Genomic DNA, 18,199 nt, shown 5'->3' with positions numbered 1-18,199 from the left:
AGAGTAGGACACTGCCAGGCATCAAACAAAGCCGAAAGCCCTGAACTGACGTTCAGGGCTTTTTGCTATGCGTAAAAAACAAAAAAGCGCAGCTACGCTGCGCCTTTCAACCACTCGACTATAAAGTCGGCGATGCTTTCCGGCTGATTGAGATCCAGCTGCTTAGCCGTGATGGATAACGGTCGGTCGCTGGCTACCGCTATAACAAACTGATCCAGCATATCTTCCAACGCTCTGCCGATCTCAGCGCGATAAAGCAGGATCTTGCTGACCGGTTCATGTTTGAACCCTTCCACCAGGATCAAATCGACCTTATCGGCGTCAAAGCGCCCAGCCAGGTAATGCAGATCCAACGGTTGTTGCTCCGGCGTTTCGGTCATTAATGCCCAACGCCGATCGCTGGCGACCAGCGTTTGGTCTGCGCCCGCTTTACGCAACTCATAGCTGTCTTTACCCGGCGTATCTACATCCATGTCGTGATGCGTATGCTTGATCAGTCCAATCCTCACCTGGCGTTGTTTCAGCAGTGGGATCAGCTGTTTGAGCAGGGTAGTTTTCCCCGTTCCGCTGTAGGCGCCGATGGCCAGTAAGGGGGGCAATAAACGATTCATTTTTTTAGCTCCCGTGCTTGCTGCCAGTTCAGGCAATCTTCCGGTGTATTCAGGTTATGAAATGCCGCTTGTTGCCCGCTGAACACCACGCGTTGCGCGCCGATCTGATGCAAGAACAGCATCAGCTTGCGTTCACCGCGCGCCAGGTAGTCGGCCAGCTGCGGCGCTAGTTGGGTATGCAATAACGCCAGCGTAGGGTGATCTCGCTCGCCATCACTGGCAAAGGCTGCCAGCGCCGCGTTTTTTTGTCGCCATAACTGCGCGACTAAGTCGGCGGGAAAGTCAGGGACATCACAAGGGACGAAAACCACCCATTCGCTGGGAGCCTGCTTGAGCCCGGCGAGCATCCCGGCCAACGGCCCAGCGAAATCGGACGTCAGATCGCCAATCACCGGCAAACCGCTCGCTTGATAACGTGCCTGATTGCGGTTGGCGCTGATGGCGATGGAAGCCACCTGCGGCCGTAACCTGGCGAGTACCTGTTGATAGAGCGCGACACCGCCAATCGACACCAGGCCTTTGTCCTCGCCACCCATACGCGTGGCCCGCCCGCCGGCCAAAATTACGCCGCTGATTTCTTTATGCATTTCGTTTATCCCGCCTTGTCGATGCGCTGATTGTAGCGCTAAAGCCGGCGTGACATCAGGATTTACCTTTATTGACAAGCCGGTTCTTTCACTGCGTGGGTAAGCCTGTTACTTTGTGAGTTTATTCATGCTATTGGACGATATTGAGATGAAAACGCATCGCGTAAACGAATTGATCGAGCTGCTGCACCCGGCCTGGCAGGAAGATCCCGATCTCAATTTGATGCAGTTTTTGCAAAAGCTGGCGAAGGAAGCGGGTTTTCAGGGTGAGCTGTCCGAGTTGAGCGACGACATTCTTATTTACCATCTGAAAATGCGCGATAGCGCCGGCACGGATCAGATCCCAGGCCTGAAGAAAGATTACGAAGAAGATTTTAAAACGGCGTTGTTGCGCGCTCGCGGCGTTATCAAGGACTGATCCTCGTGCGGTGCGAGAAAGCATAGCGCGTGAAATGCGCCATTAATGCTACTATTTCTCATTCCCGGCACCGTGCTGTCAGCGATCAAACGAACGTTATGAATAACTCTGCTTTTAATTTCGAAACTCTGTCGCCCGATTTGATAATGGACGCGCTAGAAGGGGTTGGCCTGCGCGTTGATTCCGGCCTGACGGCGTTGAACAGTTATGAGAACCGCGTCTATCAGTTTATGGACGAAGATCGCCGGCGTTACGTGGTGAAGTTTTATCGCCCGGAGCGCTGGAGCGCCGCACAAATCGGTGAGGAACATCAGTTCGCTCTGGATTTGGCCGGCGCGGAGATCCCTGCGGTGGCGCCCTTGGCGCTGCAAGGCGCCACGCTGCATACGCACGGCGGCTTCTTCTTTGCCCTGTTCCCCAGCGTGGGGGGCCGGCAATATGAGATAGACAATCTGGATCAGCTGGAATGGGTCGGTCGTTTTCTGGGGCGCATCCATCAGGTCGGCGGTGAGCGTTTGTTTACCGAGCGCCCGACGATGGGGATTGAAGAGTACCTCACCGCCCCGCGCCAGGCGCTGGCCAATTGCACGCTACTGCCGGCAGCGCAGCGTGACGCGTTTCTGCAGGCGACGGATAATCTGATTGTGGCGATCAAGCCGCACTGGCATCTGAACTGGCAGCCGCGCCGTTTGCACGGTGATTGCCATCCGGGCAATATTCTGTGGCGCGATGGCCCGCTGTTCGTCGATCTTGATGACGCGCGCAACGGCCCCGCGGTACAGGATTTGTGGATGCTGCTGCACGGCGAGCGTCGCGATCAACTGATGCAGCTGGACGTCTTGCTGGAGGCGTACGGTGAATTTGCCGAGTTCGATCAGCGCGAGCTGGCGTTGATCGAGCCGCTGCGCGCGATGCGCATGGTGTATTACCTGGCCTGGGTCGCCCGTCGTTGGCAGGATCCGGCCTTCCCTAAGAGTTTTCCGTGGATGGTGGAGTCTGATTTCTGGTTGTCTCAGACTGCGGCCTTCACCGAACAGGTTAAGCTGTTGCAGGAGCCCCCTCTGCAGCTGACGCCAATGTATTGAAGCTTTAACACAATGGAGAGTTTAGTCTTATGAAAAAAATATGGTTGGCGCTCGTTGGCATGGTGATGGCATTCAGTGCCTCGGCTGCACAGTTTAGCGATGGCGCTCAGTATGTGACCCTGGACAAACCGGTGACCGGCGAGCCTCAGGTGTTGGAGTTCTTCTCCTTCTACTGCCCGCACTGCTACCAGTTCGAGCAGGTCTATCATGTGTCTGAGAACGTAAAGAAAGCGCTGCCTGCCGGCACCAAAATGACCAAGTACCACGTTGAATTCCTGGGGCCGTTGGGCAAACAGCTGACTCAGGCATGGGCGGTGGCGATGGCGCTGGGCGTGGAAGACAAGGTGAGCCCGCTGATGTTTGAAGCGGTGCAGAAAACCCAAACCGTGCAAACGCCGGACGATATCCGCAATGTCTTCGTGAAAGCGGGCGTGACCGCAGCAGATTATGATGCGGCCTGGAACAGCTTCGTGGTGAAATCCCTGGTGGTTCAACAGGAGAAAGCCGCAGAAGATCTGCAGCTGCGCGGCGTGCCGGCGGTATTCGTGAACGGCAAATATATGGTTAAGAACGATGGCCTGGACACCAGCTCGATGGACGCTTACGTGAAGCAGTTCGCCGACGTGGTTAAATTCCTCAGCCAGCAGAAATAAGCCAGACCCAATGCGAAAACGCCGGCATCGCCGGCGTTTTTTTATCCATATTGCCGTTTCAATTTATCCAGCAACCGATCTTTTTCCTGCCACAGCGTATTCAGCCACAGCTGGAAGCGCCGCTTGAACTGCTTGTCGTTGAAGTAGTCTCCATGCAGGGTTTCATCGATCGGCAGCGTCTCTATTCTCACCACGATACGCGTCAGCCGCCCACACAGCATATCCATAAAAGGCCGTTGGTTATTTTCCGGATAGAGCAGAGTTACGTTCAACACTTTGTCGAACTGATTGCCCAACGCGCTGAGCGTAAACGCGATGCCGGCGGCTTTGGGCGCCAGTAAATTGCGATACGGCGAATTGCTTTTAATTTTCTTGGCTTCGGTGAAGCGCGAACCCTCGACGAAGTTGACGATAGTGGTTGGACGCTGACGGAACTTTTCGCAGGAACGGCGTGTGGTTTCGATATCCTTGCCGCGTTTCTCCGGATGCTTGAGCAAATAGGCGCGGGAATAACGCTTCATGAACGGCATATCCAGCGCCCAGCAGGCCAGGCCGACAAAAGGCACCCAGGCGAGCTGCTGCTTGAGGAAATACTTATTCATCGGAATATGATTTCTGAACAGCACGCACAGCACGACAATGTCCGACCAACTTTCGTGGTTGCTGATCAGCAGATACCAGTTTTTACGATCCAGGCCTTCCAGCCCTTCAATATCCCAACGCAATTGCCCGTTAATGCGCAATAACAGCGCCAGCCCCTGACACCAACACCACATCATGAAATCGGCGAAAGCCGAGATATACCGCCAGACGGCAGGAATGGGCACCAGGAGTTTCACGATGCCGGCCAGCGTGATGGGAATGGAACACAACACCGTTACCAGAATGGTGAGTATGACGGAAATGATAAAGATAACAGGCGTTAACAATCTTGGCATGGTTATGGGCTGACGGTTGTTGGGTACATCGTTGCATGCCAAAGCGCATGAACAAAAAAATATTTTAACAGAAATCGTCGGGTTAAAGCGCCGCTAAAAATCACTGTTTTTCGTCTCGATGGATAACCATTTGCTGAGTTTTCGTGCAACTTGTCCAGCTTGTGCTATGGTAATTGAGGCGCCGAATTTGATTAATAGTGCGATTAAAATCCGGCGAAAGTTATATCCACAAATTCAATAAATGTCAGTAATAAAGCGTCGCCGGAATTCGTTCTTTTAACGCGGTGATTTAAATAGGAATTTTATTCGCCGTTATAACGATAATCGCAGCGTTATAATTCGTTCTCTTTTCTATGCACAAAGTTATCCACAGGTAAGATCTTGCGGATCCTCGCGCACAATCACATCATTTTCGTCCGCAATGCACGCTAAGGTTCGTCTCCGGCGGCCAGCTATGGCATGCTTACCCCTATGTCCGATCACGATAAAGAAACGCTATGGCCCAGATTGCAGAAAACCCACTAATCCTGGTTGACGGTTCCTCCTACCTCTACCGCGCTTACCATGCCTTCCCGCCGCTGACCAACTCGGCGGGTGAGCCGACCGGCGCGATGTACGGCGTGCTGAATATGCTGCGCAGCCTGCTGCTGCAGTATCAACCGAGCCACGTTGCCGTGGTGTTTGATGCCAAAGGGAAGACCTTCCGCGACGAGCTGTTCGCTGAATACAAGTCGCACCGGCCGCCGATGCCGGACGATCTGCGTGCGCAGATCGAGCCGCTGCACAACATGGTCAAGGCGATGGGCCTGCCGCTGCTGGTGACGCCCGGCGTTGAGGCGGACGACGTTATCGGTACGCTGGCGCTGGAGGCCGAGAAGGCCGGCCATGCGGTGCTGATCAGCACCGGCGACAAAGACATGGCGCAGCTGGTGACGCCGAACGTTACCCTGATCAACACCATGAACAACACGATCCTCGGCCCGCAGGAAGTGTGCGACAAGTACGGTATTCCGCCGGAACTGATCATCGACTTCCTGGCGCTGATGGGCGATTCATCGGACAACATTCCCGGCGTGCCGGGCGTGGGCGAGAAAACCGCCCAGGCGTTGCTGCAGGGCATCGGCGGGCTGGATGCGCTGTACGGCAATCTGGAGAGCATCGCCACGCTGAGCTTCCGCGGCGCCAAAACCATGGCGGCCAAGTTGGAGCAGAACAAAGAGGTCGCGTACCTCTCCTATAAGCTGGCGACGATCAAAACCGACGTCGAGCTGGATCTGACCTGCGCTGAGCTGACGGTGTCCGAGCCGGATGTCGATACGCTGCAACAGCTGTTCAAACAGTACGAGTTCAAACGCTGGCTGGCGGACGTGGAAGCCGGCGTATGGCTGGAAAACAAGAAAGGCGCGGGCGCGAAAGCTGCCGGCGTCGCCAAAGCGGCCGTCGCCGCGGAAGCGCCGAAAGCGCTGGCGGAGGCCAAGCTTTCTCAGGACGGTTATGTCACTATCCTGGATGAAGCGACCTTTACCGACTGGCTGACGCGGCTGAAAAAGGCCGAGGTATTTGCCTTCGATACTGAAACCGACGGGCTGGATACCCTGACCGCCAACCTGATCGGCCTGTCCTTCGCGATCGCACCGGGCGAAGCGGCTTACTTGCCGGTGGCGCACGATTATCTGGATGCGCCGCCTCAGCTGGATCGCGCCTACGTGCTGGAAGAGCTTAAGCCGCTGCTGGAAGACGAGAAGGCGCTGAAAGTCGGGCAAAACCTGAAGTTCGACATGAGCCTGCTGGCGCGCTACGGCATCGAGATGCGCGGCATTGCCTATGACACCATGCTGGAGTCCTATGTGCTGGACAGCGTCGGCGGCCGCCATGATATGGACAGCCTGGCCGACCGTTATCTTGGCCATAAAACCATCACCTTCGAAGAAATCGCCGGCAAGGGCAAAAACCAGCTGACGTTCAACCAGATCGCGCTGGAGCAGGCGGCACCTTACGCCGCCGAAGACGCCGATGTCACGCTGCAGCTGCACCTGGCGATGTGGCCGCAGCTGAAGCAAAGCGCGGAACTGCTGACGGTATTCAATGAGATTGAAATGCCGCTGTTGCCGGTACTGTCGCATATCGAACGCACCGGGGTGCTGATCGATCCGGCCATTTTGTCGGCCCACTCCCAGGAGCTGGCCAAGCGTCTGGCTGAGCTGGAAGTGCAGGCCCATGAGCTGGCGGAAGAGCCGTTCAACCTGGCGTCGACCAAGCAGCTGCAGGCGATCCTGTACGAAAAACAAAAGCTGCCGGTGCTGAAGAAAACCCCGGGCGGGGCGCCTTCTACCAACGAAGAAGTACTGGCCGAACTGGCGCTGGACTACCCGCTGCCGAAGGTGATTCTGGAATACCGCGGCTTGGCGAAGCTGAAAACCACCTACACTGACAAGCTGCCGCTGATGATCAATCCGGTCAGCGGCCGGGTGCATACCTCATACCATCAGGCGGTGACTGCCACCGGTCGTCTCTCCTCGAGCGATCCGAACCTGCAGAACATCCCGGTGCGCAACGAAGAAGGGCGGCGTATTCGCCAGGCCTTTATCGCGCCGGAAGGCTACCGCATCGTCGCCGCCGACTACTCGCAGATCGAGTTGCGCATCATGGCGCATCTGTCACAGGATGAAGGGCTGCTGAAGGCCTTCGCCGAAGGGAAAGACATCCACCGTGCCACGGCGTCGGAAGTGTTCGGCGTGCCGTTGGATAAAGTGACCAGCGAGCAGCGCCGCAGCGCCAAAGCGATTAACTTCGGCCTGATTTACGGCATGAGCGCCTTCGGCCTGGCACGCCAGTTGGGGATCCCGCGTGGGGAAGCCCAACGCTATATGGATCTCTACTTCGAGCGTTACCCGGGCGTGCTGGACTATATGGAGCGCACTCGCCAGCAGGCCTCCGAACAGGGCTACGTCAGCACGCTGGACGGGCGCCGCCTGTACCTGCCGGACGTACGCTCCAGCAACGGCATGCGCCGCAAGGCGGCCGAACGCGCCGCCATCAACGCCCCGATGCAGGGCACCGCGGCCGATATCATCAAGCGTGCGATGATCGAGGTCGACGCCTGGCTGCAAGGGCAGGAGAAGCCGTTGGTGCGCGCGATTATGCAGGTGCACGATGAATTGGTGTTTGAGGTGCATGAGTCGGTGATCGACGAAGCCAACCAACGCATCCGCCAACTGATGGAAGGCAGCATGACGCTGGCGGTGCCGCTGAAGGTTGATGTGGGCGTCGGCATGAACTGGGATGAAGCGCACTGATCGCCGGGTTATCGCCGGATGCGCTAACTGGCGAGAAGCTAAGCACTTTTCGTAATTAAGCTACAAGATGCGGCGATTGTTTCCTCAACTTCGCCGTTCTTGTGTCTCAAATTGTGTAAGTAAACTACAAAAAATTCTTTTTCCCTGCGAAAAAATGATGTAGAGTTACAGGCGTAGGGTACAGAGGTAAGATGTTCTATCTTTCAGACCTTTTACTTCACGTAATCGGATTTGGCTGAATATTTAGCCGCCCCAGTCAGTATTGACTGGGGCGTTTTTTATTGTAAAAACAGCAGCAAACCATACGTTTTTCCTATCACCACGCCCCGCTTTTCATGTCAGTTTCCGCCCCCTTAATTCGCGTCATCCGCTGAGATAAGCCCGTTTTGTCGATAAGTTTTTATGATGGCTTTATTTCAAAACTGTAATTAGATAACGAAAAATTCCGCCTGCGGCCGATCTTCGGGCATAAAAAAGCCGATGCGGTGAGGCATCGGCCTAAGCGTTCGGCTCGAGCTTATTCGCCGGCTTCGTCTTCCGGCAGCACTTCCGGCGGGATCTCGTTGAACCAGGTGTCCAGCTTCTGGCGCAGCTTGTCGACGCCGATCTTCTTCAGCGACGAGAAGGCTTCAACCTGGATATCTCCCATAAACGGCAGCACCGCTTCACGCACCATATTGAGCTGCGCCTTGCGTGCGCCGGAGGCCAGTTTGTCGGCCTTGGTCAGCAGCACCAGCACCGGCGTACCGACGTCGACCGCCCACTGGATCATCTGCTGGTCGAGATCTTTAAGCGGGTGGCGAATATCCATCAGCACCACCAGGCCTTTCAGGCTGTTGCGCATCTGCAGGTATTCGCCCAACGCGCGTTGCCATTTGCGTTTCATCTCTTCCGGCACTTCGGCATAGCCGTAACCTGGCAGGTCGACCAGGCGAATGCCGTCTTCCACTTCGAACAGGTTGATCAGCTGGGTGCGCCCTGGCGTCTTACTGGTGCGCGCCAGGCTTTTTTGGTTGGTGAGGGTATTCAGTGCGCTGGATTTACCGGCATTGGAACGGCCGGCAAAGGCGACTTCAATTCCTGCATCCCCCGGCAGATGGCGAATATCGGGTGCGCTGGTGACGAAATGGGTCACATGGTAGTTGTAGTTCTTGCTGGTCAAAATTTTTCGTCTCCGTGAGGATGGCTAACTGGTTGGCGATTATAACTGCATCAGCGGTAAAAATGGCGTGTTTCTCCGTTTTTAAGCGGCGGGACGCGATAAAGCGGCAGTTATGCCAAGCGTGCGTTGTGAGACATTTGCCATTCGAATCGCGGGTAATGTCGCTTTATTCGAAAGTGATATTTCTGTTTTTATTTTAAAAACAATGCGTTGTTTTTTCGTTATGTGGAAATGTCGCCCAAAACGGCGTCAGGTACCTTGAGCCTTCGCAACAATAACGTAAAGTACTCGTTAACGCAGGGTTGCGCAGGATTAAGGAACATCCGGGAAGGATGACAAATCTCAGGGAATGCACAGGGCGTGCAATGAGTGCCAGGATGAACGCAAAAGGAAGTGACTGTTTCGCACCGGAATAGGCGACAGGCACATCGGATGGTGAAGTATCGGCAGTTTGGATGCCCGCAGGAAGCTCGCTCGGGAAGGGCGGATGCGAATGGATTGCGCCATGGACGATTTTTCTTTCAGGATGAAGGACGTAGTGGCAGGGAATGCGGTTATAGCAGAGGGAAAAACCGGGATGTTGCATGTACGCAAGGAGCGCGTAACAGGAATACCCTTCGCAAGAAGGTGCGAAATAGGCGGCAGGTTTAACCTGCCGCCTTTTTTCTTTGCCCGCTTTCTGCTAGATTCCGCCGCAATTCTATACTGAATCTACATACCTAAGAGCACACGCTATGAACCAGCCATCAAAAGCACCTCGCGGCAGCGCGGCGAAGTCAAAAACGAAAAAGAAAAGCCGTATGGAGCTCGATCAGGAAGCGCGCGAGCGCAAACGCCTGAAAAAGCGCCGCGGCCACGCTTCCGGTTCGCGCACCCAGGTCGAGTCCGGCAGCCAGAAAAACAAATCGGCGTCTGAAGCCAAAGATCCGCGTATCGGTAGTAAGGTGCCGGTTGCGCTGGTGATCGACGAGACCAAAGTGAAGGCCAAACCGCAGCCGAAGCCAAAGGCCGAAGCGAAACCGCGCCTGTCGCCGGAAGAAGAACTGGCGAAGCTGGAAAATGACGAACGTCTGAACGAGCTGCTGGATCGCATCGACGACGGCGAAACGCTGAATGCGCAAGAGCAGGCGTATGTCGACAAGACGCTGGATCGCATCGATGTGCTGATGGACGTGCTGGGCATCGAGCTGGGCGACGACGACGAAGACGAAGAAGAAGAGAAGCAGGAAGATATTCTGAAGCTGCTGAAAGGCGGCAACCCGAAAGACGCCTTTTAACGCGCCATGTGGCTAATCCCGACAATAGCCCTACTCTTGATGTGTTATCTGCTGTGGTTATTCGGTAAACTATGGCGGCTGTCTAAGCGCAAAGCGCGTTTTCGCAGCGCTTCCGTGGCCAGACAGCGCAGACAACCGCCCCTCTCCCGGCCCGGTAGAAAAAGATATCGGAAGGAGTGAGCATGTCAGAGCAGACGATTGTCTGGGATTTGGCCCTGATCCAAAAATATAACTACTCAGGGCCGCGTTATACCTCATACCCCACGGCGCTGGAGTTTAACCAGAGCTACGACGAAGCGGCGTTTCAACGCGCCGCTGCGCGCTACCCTGAGCGGCCGCTGTCGCTGTACGTGCATATCCCTTTCTGCCACAAGCTGTGCTACTTCTGCGGCTGCAACAAGCTGGTGACGCGTCAGACGCACAAGGCCGACGAATATCTGAACGTCCTGGCGCAAGAGATCGCCGGCCGCGCGCCGCTGTTTGCCGGCCGCAAGGTTGGCCAGATGCACTGGGGCGGCGGTACGCCAACCTACCTGGATAAAGCGCAAATCAGCCGGCTGGTGGCGCTGCTGCGTGAACATTTTGATTTTCTGCCCGATGCGGAGATGTCGATCGAGGTCGATCCGCGTGAGATAGAGCTGGATGTGCTCGATCATTTACGTGCCGAAGGCTTTAACCGCCTGAGCATGGGGGTGCAGGATTTCAACAAGCAGGTGCAGCAGCTGGTCAACCGCGAGCAGGATGAAGCCTTCATTTTCGCCCTGATCGAGCGGGCCAAAGCGCTGGGCTTCCGCTCGACCAATATCGATCTGATCTACGGCCTGCCGAAACAGACGCCGGAAAGCTTCGCTTTCACGCTGCAGCGCGTGGCGGAGCTAAATCCCGATCGCCTCAGCGTATTCAACTACGCGCATATGCCGAACCTGTTCGCTGCCCAGCGTAAAATCAAAGACGCCGATCTGCCCGGTGCGCAGCAGAAGCTGGATATCCTGCAACAGAGCATCGCTTTCCTGACCGACGCCGGCTATCAGTTCATCGGCATGGATCACTTTGCACGCCCGGACGACGAACTGGCGATCGCGCAGCGCGAAGGCAAGCTGCACCGCAACTTCCAGGGCTACACCACCCAGGGCGACAGCGATCTGCTAGGGCTGGGCGTGTCGGCCATCAGCATGCTTGGCGACAGCTATGCGCAGAACCAAAAAGAGCTGAAGCATTACTATGACAGCGTACAGGCGCAGGGCAACGCGCTGTGGCGAGGGTTGGCGCTGACGGACGACGATTGCCTGCGGCGCGATCTGATCAAAACGCTGATCTGCAACTTCCGGTTGGCCTATCAGCCGCTCGAGCGGCAATACGGCATCGACTTCACCGCTTACTTCGCCGAAGACCTGCAGCTGCTGGCGCCGTTTGAACGCGATGGGCTGGTGGAGCGCGACGAGCAGGGCATCCGCGTTACGCCGCGCGGGCGCTTGCTGATCCGCAATATCTGTATGTGTTTCGATCGCTATCTGCGGCAACAGGCGCGCAGCCAGCAGTTCTCACGGGTGATCTGAGGATGAAAAAACAGCCGCTGATGCGGCTGTTTTTTTAACTGAAGAAATTAATCAGCGCGGCGCACAACACTGCGGCAACCGCCGCCTGCGGGGTGTGGCTGGCGGCGGAGCCCAGCTCCGCGCCCTGAGAAATGAATACGATGAATGAGTCCAGCATCGTCAACCTCCAGAGTGTGCGACACGATCATACTGCGCCCGCACCGGCTGTAAAGTCTGAGGTTGGCGTTTTTTTGTGCGCTGGGCTGCGTTTTTTATCATCAATCCCGGCACCTATTCCATGCCCAGTTCTTTGAGCTTGCGGGTCAGGGTATTGCGCCCCCAGCCCAGCAGGCGCGCGGCTTCCTGTTTGTGTCCCTGAGTGTGGCGCAGGGCGGTGGTGAGCAGCGTGCGCTCCATCTCCGGCTGCGCTTCCGACAGCAGGTTTTGATGACCGGAACGCAGCGCGCGATCGGCCCACTGGGCCAGCAGCGTGGCCCAGCTGTCCGGCAGACTGTGGCTGGGATTTTCCGGCGCCGCGGTTTCGAACAGCTCGCCCGGCAGATCCTGAATCAGCACTTCCTGCCCGGCGGCCATCACCGTCAGCCAGCGGCAGGTGTTTTCCAACTGGCGCACGTTGCCCGGCCAGGGCAGGCGGGTCAGCGCGGTTTCAGTTTCCGGGTGCAGGTTCTTGGCCTCTACGCCCAACTCTTTGGCGGCGATCTGCAGGAAATGGCGCGCCAGCCGTGGGATGTCTTCACGGCGTTCGCGCAGCGGCGGCAGGTGCACGCGGATCACGTTCAGGCGGTGGAACAGATCCTCGCGGAACTTGCCTTCCTGTACCCGCAGCTCCAGGTTCTGGTGTGTAGCGGCGATGATGCGCACGTCGACCTTCACCGGCGCATAGCCGCCGACCCGGTAGAACTGGCCGTCCGCCAGCACCCGCAGCAGGCGCGTCTGCACGTCGAGCGGCATGTCGCCGATCTCGTCGAGGAACAGCGTGCCGCCGTCGGCCTGCTCAAAGCGACCCTGACGGATTTGGTTAGCGCCGGTGAAGGCGCCTTTCTCGTGGCCGAACAGCTCGGACTCGATCAGATCCTTGGGGATGGCGGCCATGTTCAGGGCGATGAACGGCGACTTGGCGCGCGGGCTGTGGCGGTGCAGCGCATGCGCCACCAGTTCCTTGCCGGTGCCGGATTCGCCGTTGATCAGTACGCTGATCGACGAACGCGACAGCCGGCCGATGATGCGAAACACGTCCTGCATCGCCGGCGCTTCGCCGATGATGTCCGCCGCCGGATCGCTGGCCGGCTGGTTGCGCACCGGCTGCTGCTGCTCCTGATAATGGCTGATGGCGCGCTCGACCAGCGCCACCGCTTCGTCGATGTCGAACGGCTTCGGCAGGTAGTCGAAGGCCCCTTGCTGATAGGCGCTGACGGCGGCGTCCAGATCCGAATGCGCGGTCATGATGATCACCGGCAGCATCGGATGGCGCTGTTTGATCTGCTTGAGCAGCGCCAGGCCATCGATACCCGGCATGCGGATATCGGACAGCAGCACGTCGGGGGTTTGCGTGGCCAAGGCTTCCAGCACGTCATTGCCGCCTTCGAAGGTGGCGCAGCTCAGGCCCGCGCCGGTGAGCGCGCGCTCAAGCACCCAGCGGATGGAGCTATCGTCATCGACGATCCAGACTATCCCTCGTTGCATAGCAAACCTCACTGACGAATGGGCAGGTAGACCGAGAATTCGGTATGACCTGGCCAACTGTTGAATTCAATTTTTCCGCAATGCTGATCGATAAGATTGCGGGCGATGGATAATCCCAGGCCGGTACCGCCTTCACGGCCGCTGACCATCGGGTAGAACAGCGTGTCCTGCAGCTGCGCCGGTACGCCGGGGCCGTCGTCTTCGACGTCGATGCGCGCCGCCAGGCGGTAGCGGGTGCCGTGCAACGTGATCTGGAACGCGGTGCGGGTGCGCAGCGTGATGGTGCCGCCCGCTTCACCCAGCGCCTGCAGCGCGTTGCGAGTGATGTTCAGCAGCACCTGTTCTATCTGATCCGGGTCGTGGGCCATTTCCGGCAGGCTCGGATCGTAGTCGCGCACCAGCGTGACGTTATCCGGCATTTCCAGCGATACCAGCTGGCAGACGCGCTCCGCGACCTGATGGATGCTTTGGGTGATATGCTGGCCGGGCCGCTGTGGCCCGAGCAGGCGATCCACCAGATTGCGCAGCCGATCGGCTTGCTCGATGATCACCTTGGTGTACTCGGTCAGCGCCGGATCGGGCAGCGCCTTGGCCAGCAGCTGCGCCGCGCCGCGCAGGCCGCCCAGCGGATTTTTAATTTCGTGCGCCAAACCGCGCACCAGATCGCGGGCCGCCACCTGTTGGGCATGCTGCAACTGTTCCTGGCTCAGGCGGCGCTGATTGTCCATCGGCGCCAGCTCGACCAGGATATAGCCTTCCGGCAGCGCCTGAGCGGTCAGGGAAAGGATATGCGCGCGGCCGTCGACCACCAGGGTCACTTCATTGTCGGTGAAGCCCTGACCGGCGCGCAGGCTTTCACGCATCAACGAGACGTTCAGCGAAAAATAACCGAGCAAATCGGGCAGCGGGGTGCCGAACAGCTTGCGGGAGCTTTGCGCCAGCAACTGCTGTGCCGCCGGGTTGGCGTAGTGAACCGCCAGTGAGTCATCCAACAGCAGGATGCTGTTGATGAGTGAATTGAGGATCTGCCCAGCATCGGGCAGCTTGCCAGTTGCCATACAGCAGACTCCTGCACCTTTTTAGTGCATCTATCCTACTCCATCCGGGATCGGCGTGGTATGGAATAGTTTTGCAGAAAATACGGTGGAGAAAAAAACCCATCCGAAGATGGGCTGAAAGTTTCCACGGCAACAAAAAAGCGATAACAAAAATGTGGGCGCCGTCCGCCTCTGCAGACGGCGCGGGTCGGGCTTAGACGCTGTAGTACAGTTCGAACTCAACCGGGTGTGGCGTCATGCGAACGCGGTCCATCTCTTCTTTGCGCAGTTCGATGTAGGCATCGATCGCATCGTCGGTGAACACGCCGCCGCGGGTCAGGAACTCGCGGTCTTCGTTCAGTGCGGCCATCGCCTCGTCCAGCGAGCCGGCCACTTTTGGGATCTCGGCTTCTTCTTCCGGCGGCAGGTCGTACAGGTTTTTGTCCATGGCGTCGCCAGGGTGGATCTTGTTGATGATGCCGTCCAGGCCGGCCATCAGCAGTGCGGCGAAGCACAGGTATGGGTTAGCCGCCGGATCCGGGAAGCGGGCTTCGATGCGGCGCGCTTTCGGGCTGGAAACCACTGGAATGCGGATAGACGCAGAGCGGTTACGGGCGGAGTAAGCCAGCATCACCGGCGCTTCGTAGCCCGGCACCAGACGTTTGTAGGAGTTGGTGGTCGGGTTGGCCAGGGCGTTGATCGCTTTGGCGTGCTTGATGATGCCACCGATGTAGAACAGCGCGGTTTCAGACAGGCCGCCGTATTTGTCGCCGGCGAACAGGTTGGTACCGTTCTTGGACAGCGACATGTGGCAGTGCATGCCGGAACCGTTGTCGCCGAACATTGGCTTCGGCATGAAGGTCGCGGTTTTGCCGAAGGCGTGCGCTACGTTGTGCACCACGTATTTGTAGATCTGAATTTCGTCGGCTTTCTTGGTCATGGTGTTGAAGCGGGTTGCCACTTCGTTCTGACCGGCGGTCGCCACTTCATGGTGGTGCGCTTCAACCACCAGGCCCATCTCTTCCATGGTCAGACACATGGTAGAACGCAGATCCTGCGAAGAGTCGACCGGTGGAACCGGGAAGTAACCGCCTTTCACCGCCGGACGGTGGCCTTTGTTGCCGCCGTCGTATTTTGTGCCGGAGTTCCAGGCGCCTTCGATGTCGTCGATGGCCACGTGGGAACCGCGGATGCTGCTGCCGAAGCGGATGTCGTCGAACAGGAAGAATTCAGGCTCTGGCCCGAACAGCACGGTGTCCGCGATGCCGGAAGAGCGCAGGAAGTCTTCGGCGCGTTTAGAGATGGAGCGCGGGTCGCGATCGTAGCCTTGCATGGTGCCCGGCTCGAGAATGTCGCAGCGAATGATCAGCGTAGGTTCTTCGAAGAACGGATCCAGAACCGCCGTGCTGGCGTCCGGCATCAGTACCATGTCAGATTCGTTGATGCCCTTCCAACCACCGATAGAGGAGCCGTCAAACATTTTACCTTCTTCGAAGAAGTCGGCGTTTACCTGGTGAGCCGGGATAGTCACGTGTTGTTCCTTACCCTTGGTGTCAGTGAAACGCAGGTCTACGAATTTCACTTCATGCTCATTCAGCATCGTCAAAACGTGTTCAGCGGACATACTTAACTCTCCCGGTTTATCATTGTCGTCGTCGTGGAACGAATCTGTGGAACTGGCTTTTTTTCGCCTTGAAAAGACTAAAGCGAAAAGCGTGCCAACTTTTAAAAAAGGCTTTCATCGCCTTTCTGCGCGGGTTTTACCCAGCCACAGTATGCACCATCAGCGATAATTTGCACTGTTATGGTGCAATTGGGGTGGGCGTGGGCACCGAAATGGTGCAAAAGTGCAACGATTGCGGCTTTTTGCACCGTGAAAGGGATCACAAACTGACCGGTATGCGGTTGTTTATAAGAGATGGTTGTGATCTTGTTTAGTCCCTCGCTTAATACGTGTACAATAGCGCGCTATTTCTAATGCCCGAGGCAAAGCTGTGATCGAAAATTTGCGTAACATCGCCATTATTGCCCACGTTGACCATGGTAAAACCACCCTGGTTGATAAGCTGCTGCAACAATCCGGTACTTTCGGAGAGCGTGCGGAAGCCACCGAACGCGTAATGGACTCCAACGATTTGGAGAAAGAGCGTGGGATTACCATCCTCGCAAAAAACACCGCCATTAATTGGAACGGTTACCGTATCAACATCGTGGATACCCCAGGACACGCCGACTTCGGCGGCGAGGTAGAGCGCGTGATGTCGATGGTTGACTCGGTGCTGCTGGTTGTGGATGCAATGGATGGCCCTATGCCGCAAACCCGCTTCGTGACCAAGAAGGCCTTCGCCAACGGTCTGAAGCCGATCGTGGTCATCAACAAGGTTGACCGTCCAGGCGCGCGTCCTGACTGGGTTGTGGATCAGGTGTTCGACCTGTTCGTGAACCTCGACGCGACCGACGAGCAGCTCGACTTCCCGATCATTTATGCGTCTGCGCTGAACGGCATCGCCGGCGTCGATCACACTGACATGGCGGAAGACATGACCCCGCTGTATCAGGCGATCGTCGACCACGTGTCTGCGCCGCAGGTTGAGCTGGAAGCGCCATTCCAGATGCAGATCTCCCAGTTGGACTACAACAACTACCTGGGCGTTATCGGCATCGGCCGCATCAAGCGCGGTAAAGTGAAGCCGAACCAGCAGGTCACCATCATCGACAGCGAAGGCAAAACTCGCAACGGTAAAGTGGGCAAAGTGCTGGGCCACCTGGGTCTGGAGCGTATCGACAGCACCCTGGCGGAAGCGGGCGACATCATCGCCATCACCGGCCTGGGCGAGCTGAACATCTCCGACACCATCTGCGACACCAACGCCGTAGAAGCGCTGCCGGCGCTGTCCGTCGACGAACCGACCGTAACCATGTTCTTCAACGTCAACACCTCGCCGTTCTGCGGTAAAGAAGGTAAGTACGTGACTTCGCGTCAGATCCTTGATCGTCTGAACAAAGAGCTGGTGCACAACGTGGCGCTGCGCGTCGAAGAAACCGACGATGCGGACGCTTTCCGCGTATCCGGTCGTGGCGAGCTGCACCTGTCGGTGCTGATCGAAAACATGCGTCGTGAAGGTTTCGAGCTGGCGGTTTCCCGTCCGAAAGTTATCTTCCGCGAAATCGATGGCCGCAAGCAGGAGCCATTCGAGAACGTGACGCTGGATATCGAAGAGCAGCATCAGGGTTCCGTGATGCAGGCGATGGGCGAGCGTAAAGCCGACCTGAAAAACATGGATCCGGACGGTAAGGGCCGCGTGCGTCTCGACTACGTGATCCCAAGCCGCGGTCTGATCGGCTTCCGTAACGAATTCATGACCATGACTTCGGGCACCGGTCTGCTGTACTCCACCTTCAGCCACTACGACGACGTGCGTCCGGGCGAAGTGGGCCAGCGTCAGAACGGCGTGCTGATCTCCAACGGCCAGGGCAAAGCGGTCGCGTTCGCGCTGTTCGGCCTGCAGGATCGCGGTAAGCTGTTCCTGGGCCACGGTGCGGAAGTGTATGAAGGCCAGATCATCGGTATTCACTCACGTTCCAACGACCTGACCGTAAACTGCCTGACCGGTAAGAAGCTGACCAACATGCGTGCTTCCGGTACTGACGAAGCGACTACCCTGGTTCCGGCCATCAAAATGACCCTGGAGCAAGCTCTGGAGTTCATCGATGACGACGAACTGGTAGAAGTGACGCCGACCTCGATCCGTATCCGTAAGCGTCACCTGACGGAAAACGATCGTAAGCGTGCCAGCCGCGGTCCTAAAGACGCTTAATCGCTGATTGAGTGTCCCCTGCTTAGGGCGCGGTTCTCGCGCCCTGAGTTTTTTCCTCTGTTGTTCCCCGTTTGTGCG

General features: G+C 57.2%; 15 protein-coding genes. 7 read left to right on the top strand and 8 right to left on the bottom strand.

Going from position 1 to position 18,199, the window contains the following annotated elements:
- Positions 1 to 92 precede the first annotated feature (92 nt).
- Together mobB and mobA are read right to left on the bottom strand one after the other, a co-directional pair.
- Positions 93 to 611, bottom strand: coding sequence for a molybdopterin-guanine dinucleotide biosynthesis protein MobB (gene mobB / locus ACRAWE_RS23665; protein ID WP_019452171.1), 519 nt, complete (start codon positions 609 to 611; stop codon positions 93 to 95).
- Positions 608 to 1,198, bottom strand: coding sequence for a molybdenum cofactor guanylyltransferase MobA (mobA, locus tag ACRAWE_RS23660; RefSeq protein ID WP_154747610.1), 591 nt, complete (start codon positions 1,196 to 1,198; stop codon positions 608 to 610). Before mobA ends, mobB begins: the two co-directional genes overlap by 4 nt.
- Before the next feature lie 148 nt (positions 1,199 to 1,346).
- Between mobA and ACRAWE_RS23655 the strand changes: the two genes are divergently transcribed.
- The 3 genes from ACRAWE_RS23655 (at position 1,347) to dsbA (ending at position 3,354) form a co-directional block, all read left to right on the top strand.
- Positions 1,347 to 1,616: a YihD family protein gene (locus ACRAWE_RS23655; protein ID WP_432525963.1), complete on the top strand. Its 270-nt coding sequence runs from the start codon at positions 1,347 to 1,349 to the stop codon at positions 1,614 to 1,616.
- Between the two features lie 98 nt (positions 1,617 to 1,714).
- The gene (locus tag ACRAWE_RS23650) at positions 1,715 to 2,701 is read left to right on the top strand and encodes a serine/threonine protein kinase (protein ID WP_019452173.1); all 987 of its coding nucleotides are present in this window, start codon (positions 1,715 to 1,717) and stop codon (positions 2,699 to 2,701) included.
- A 29-nt stretch (positions 2,702 to 2,730) separates the two neighbouring features.
- A complete protein-coding gene (dsbA, locus tag ACRAWE_RS23645; RefSeq protein WP_004931264.1) occupies positions 2,731 to 3,354 on the top strand; it encodes a thiol:disulfide interchange protein DsbA in 624 nt (207 codons plus the stop codon).
- Positions 3,355 to 3,395: 41 nt separating this feature from the next.
- Here the strand turns inward: dsbA and ACRAWE_RS23640 are convergent, their stop codons facing one another.
- Positions 3,396 to 4,292, bottom strand: coding sequence for an acyltransferase (locus ACRAWE_RS23640; protein WP_015379457.1), 897 nt, complete (start codon positions 4,290 to 4,292; stop codon positions 3,396 to 3,398).
- 497 nt (positions 4,293 to 4,789) lie between these two features.
- Here ACRAWE_RS23640 and polA point away from each other — a divergent pair, with 497 nt between their 5' ends.
- Positions 4,790 to 7,588, top strand: a complete 2,799-nt coding sequence (gene polA, locus ACRAWE_RS23635) for a DNA polymerase I (RefSeq protein ID WP_432525961.1) — start codon at positions 4,790 to 4,792, stop codon at positions 7,586 to 7,588.
- 517 nt (positions 7,589 to 8,105) lie between these two features.
- On the opposite strand, the gene yihA is transcribed toward polA, so the two are convergent.
- Complete coding sequence (gene yihA, locus ACRAWE_RS23630; RefSeq protein ID WP_019452177.1) at positions 8,106 to 8,750, bottom strand: ribosome biogenesis GTP-binding protein YihA/YsxC; 645 nt, start codon at positions 8,748 to 8,750, stop codon at positions 8,106 to 8,108.
- A gap of 734 nt (positions 8,751 to 9,484) precedes the next feature.
- Here yihA and yihI point away from each other — a divergent pair.
- The gene (gene yihI, locus ACRAWE_RS23625) at positions 9,485 to 10,027 is read left to right on the top strand and encodes a Der GTPase-activating protein YihI (protein WP_025160303.1); all 543 of its coding nucleotides are present in this window, start codon (positions 9,485 to 9,487) and stop codon (positions 10,025 to 10,027) included.
- A gap of 182 nt (positions 10,028 to 10,209) precedes the next feature.
- Positions 10,210 to 11,583 (top strand): oxygen-independent coproporphyrinogen III oxidase, encoded by a 1,374-nt coding sequence (gene hemN / locus ACRAWE_RS23620; RefSeq protein ID WP_019452180.1) that lies wholly within the window; start codon positions 10,210 to 10,212, stop codon positions 11,581 to 11,583.
- Positions 11,584 to 11,617: 34 nt separating this feature from the next.
- On the opposite strand, the gene ACRAWE_RS23615 is transcribed toward hemN, so the two are convergent.
- From ACRAWE_RS23615 to glnA, 4 genes are all read right to left on the bottom strand, one after another.
- The gene (locus tag ACRAWE_RS23615) at positions 11,618 to 11,740 is read right to left on the bottom strand and encodes a YshB family small membrane protein (RefSeq protein ID WP_015379453.1); all 123 of its coding nucleotides are present in this window, start codon (positions 11,738 to 11,740) and stop codon (positions 11,618 to 11,620) included.
- 113 nt (positions 11,741 to 11,853) lie between these two features.
- The gene (gene glnG, locus ACRAWE_RS23610; protein WP_004931248.1) at positions 11,854 to 13,266 is read right to left on the bottom strand and encodes a nitrogen regulation protein NR(I); all 1,413 of its coding nucleotides are present in this window, start codon (positions 13,264 to 13,266) and stop codon (positions 11,854 to 11,856) included.
- Positions 13,267 to 13,274: 8 nt separating this feature from the next.
- Entirely contained in the window at positions 13,275 to 14,324 is a 1,050-nt protein-coding gene (gene glnL, locus ACRAWE_RS23605; RefSeq protein WP_004931246.1) for a nitrogen regulation protein NR(II), read from the bottom strand.
- Between the two features lie 193 nt (positions 14,325 to 14,517).
- Positions 14,518 to 15,927 (bottom strand): glutamate--ammonia ligase, encoded by a 1,410-nt coding sequence (gene glnA, locus ACRAWE_RS23600; protein ID WP_019452181.1) that lies wholly within the window; start codon positions 15,925 to 15,927, stop codon positions 14,518 to 14,520.
- A 370-nt stretch (positions 15,928 to 16,297) separates the two neighbouring features.
- Here glnA and typA point away from each other — a divergent pair, with 370 nt between their 5' ends.
- Positions 16,298 to 18,121: a ribosome-dependent GTPase TypA gene (gene typA, locus ACRAWE_RS23595; protein ID WP_004931243.1), complete on the top strand. Its 1,824-nt coding sequence runs from the start codon at positions 16,298 to 16,300 to the stop codon at positions 18,119 to 18,121.
- Positions 18,122 to 18,199 lie beyond the last annotated feature (78 nt).

The organism is Serratia sp. BFP-2025 (assembly GCF_050880365.1).
In the GTDB taxonomy this organism is placed as follows: Bacteria; Pseudomonadota; Gammaproteobacteria; order Enterobacterales; family Enterobacteriaceae; genus Serratia; species Serratia surfactantfaciens.
Note: the sequence above shows the minus strand (reverse complement) of the source record. Positions and strands in the feature narration are given on the sequence as shown.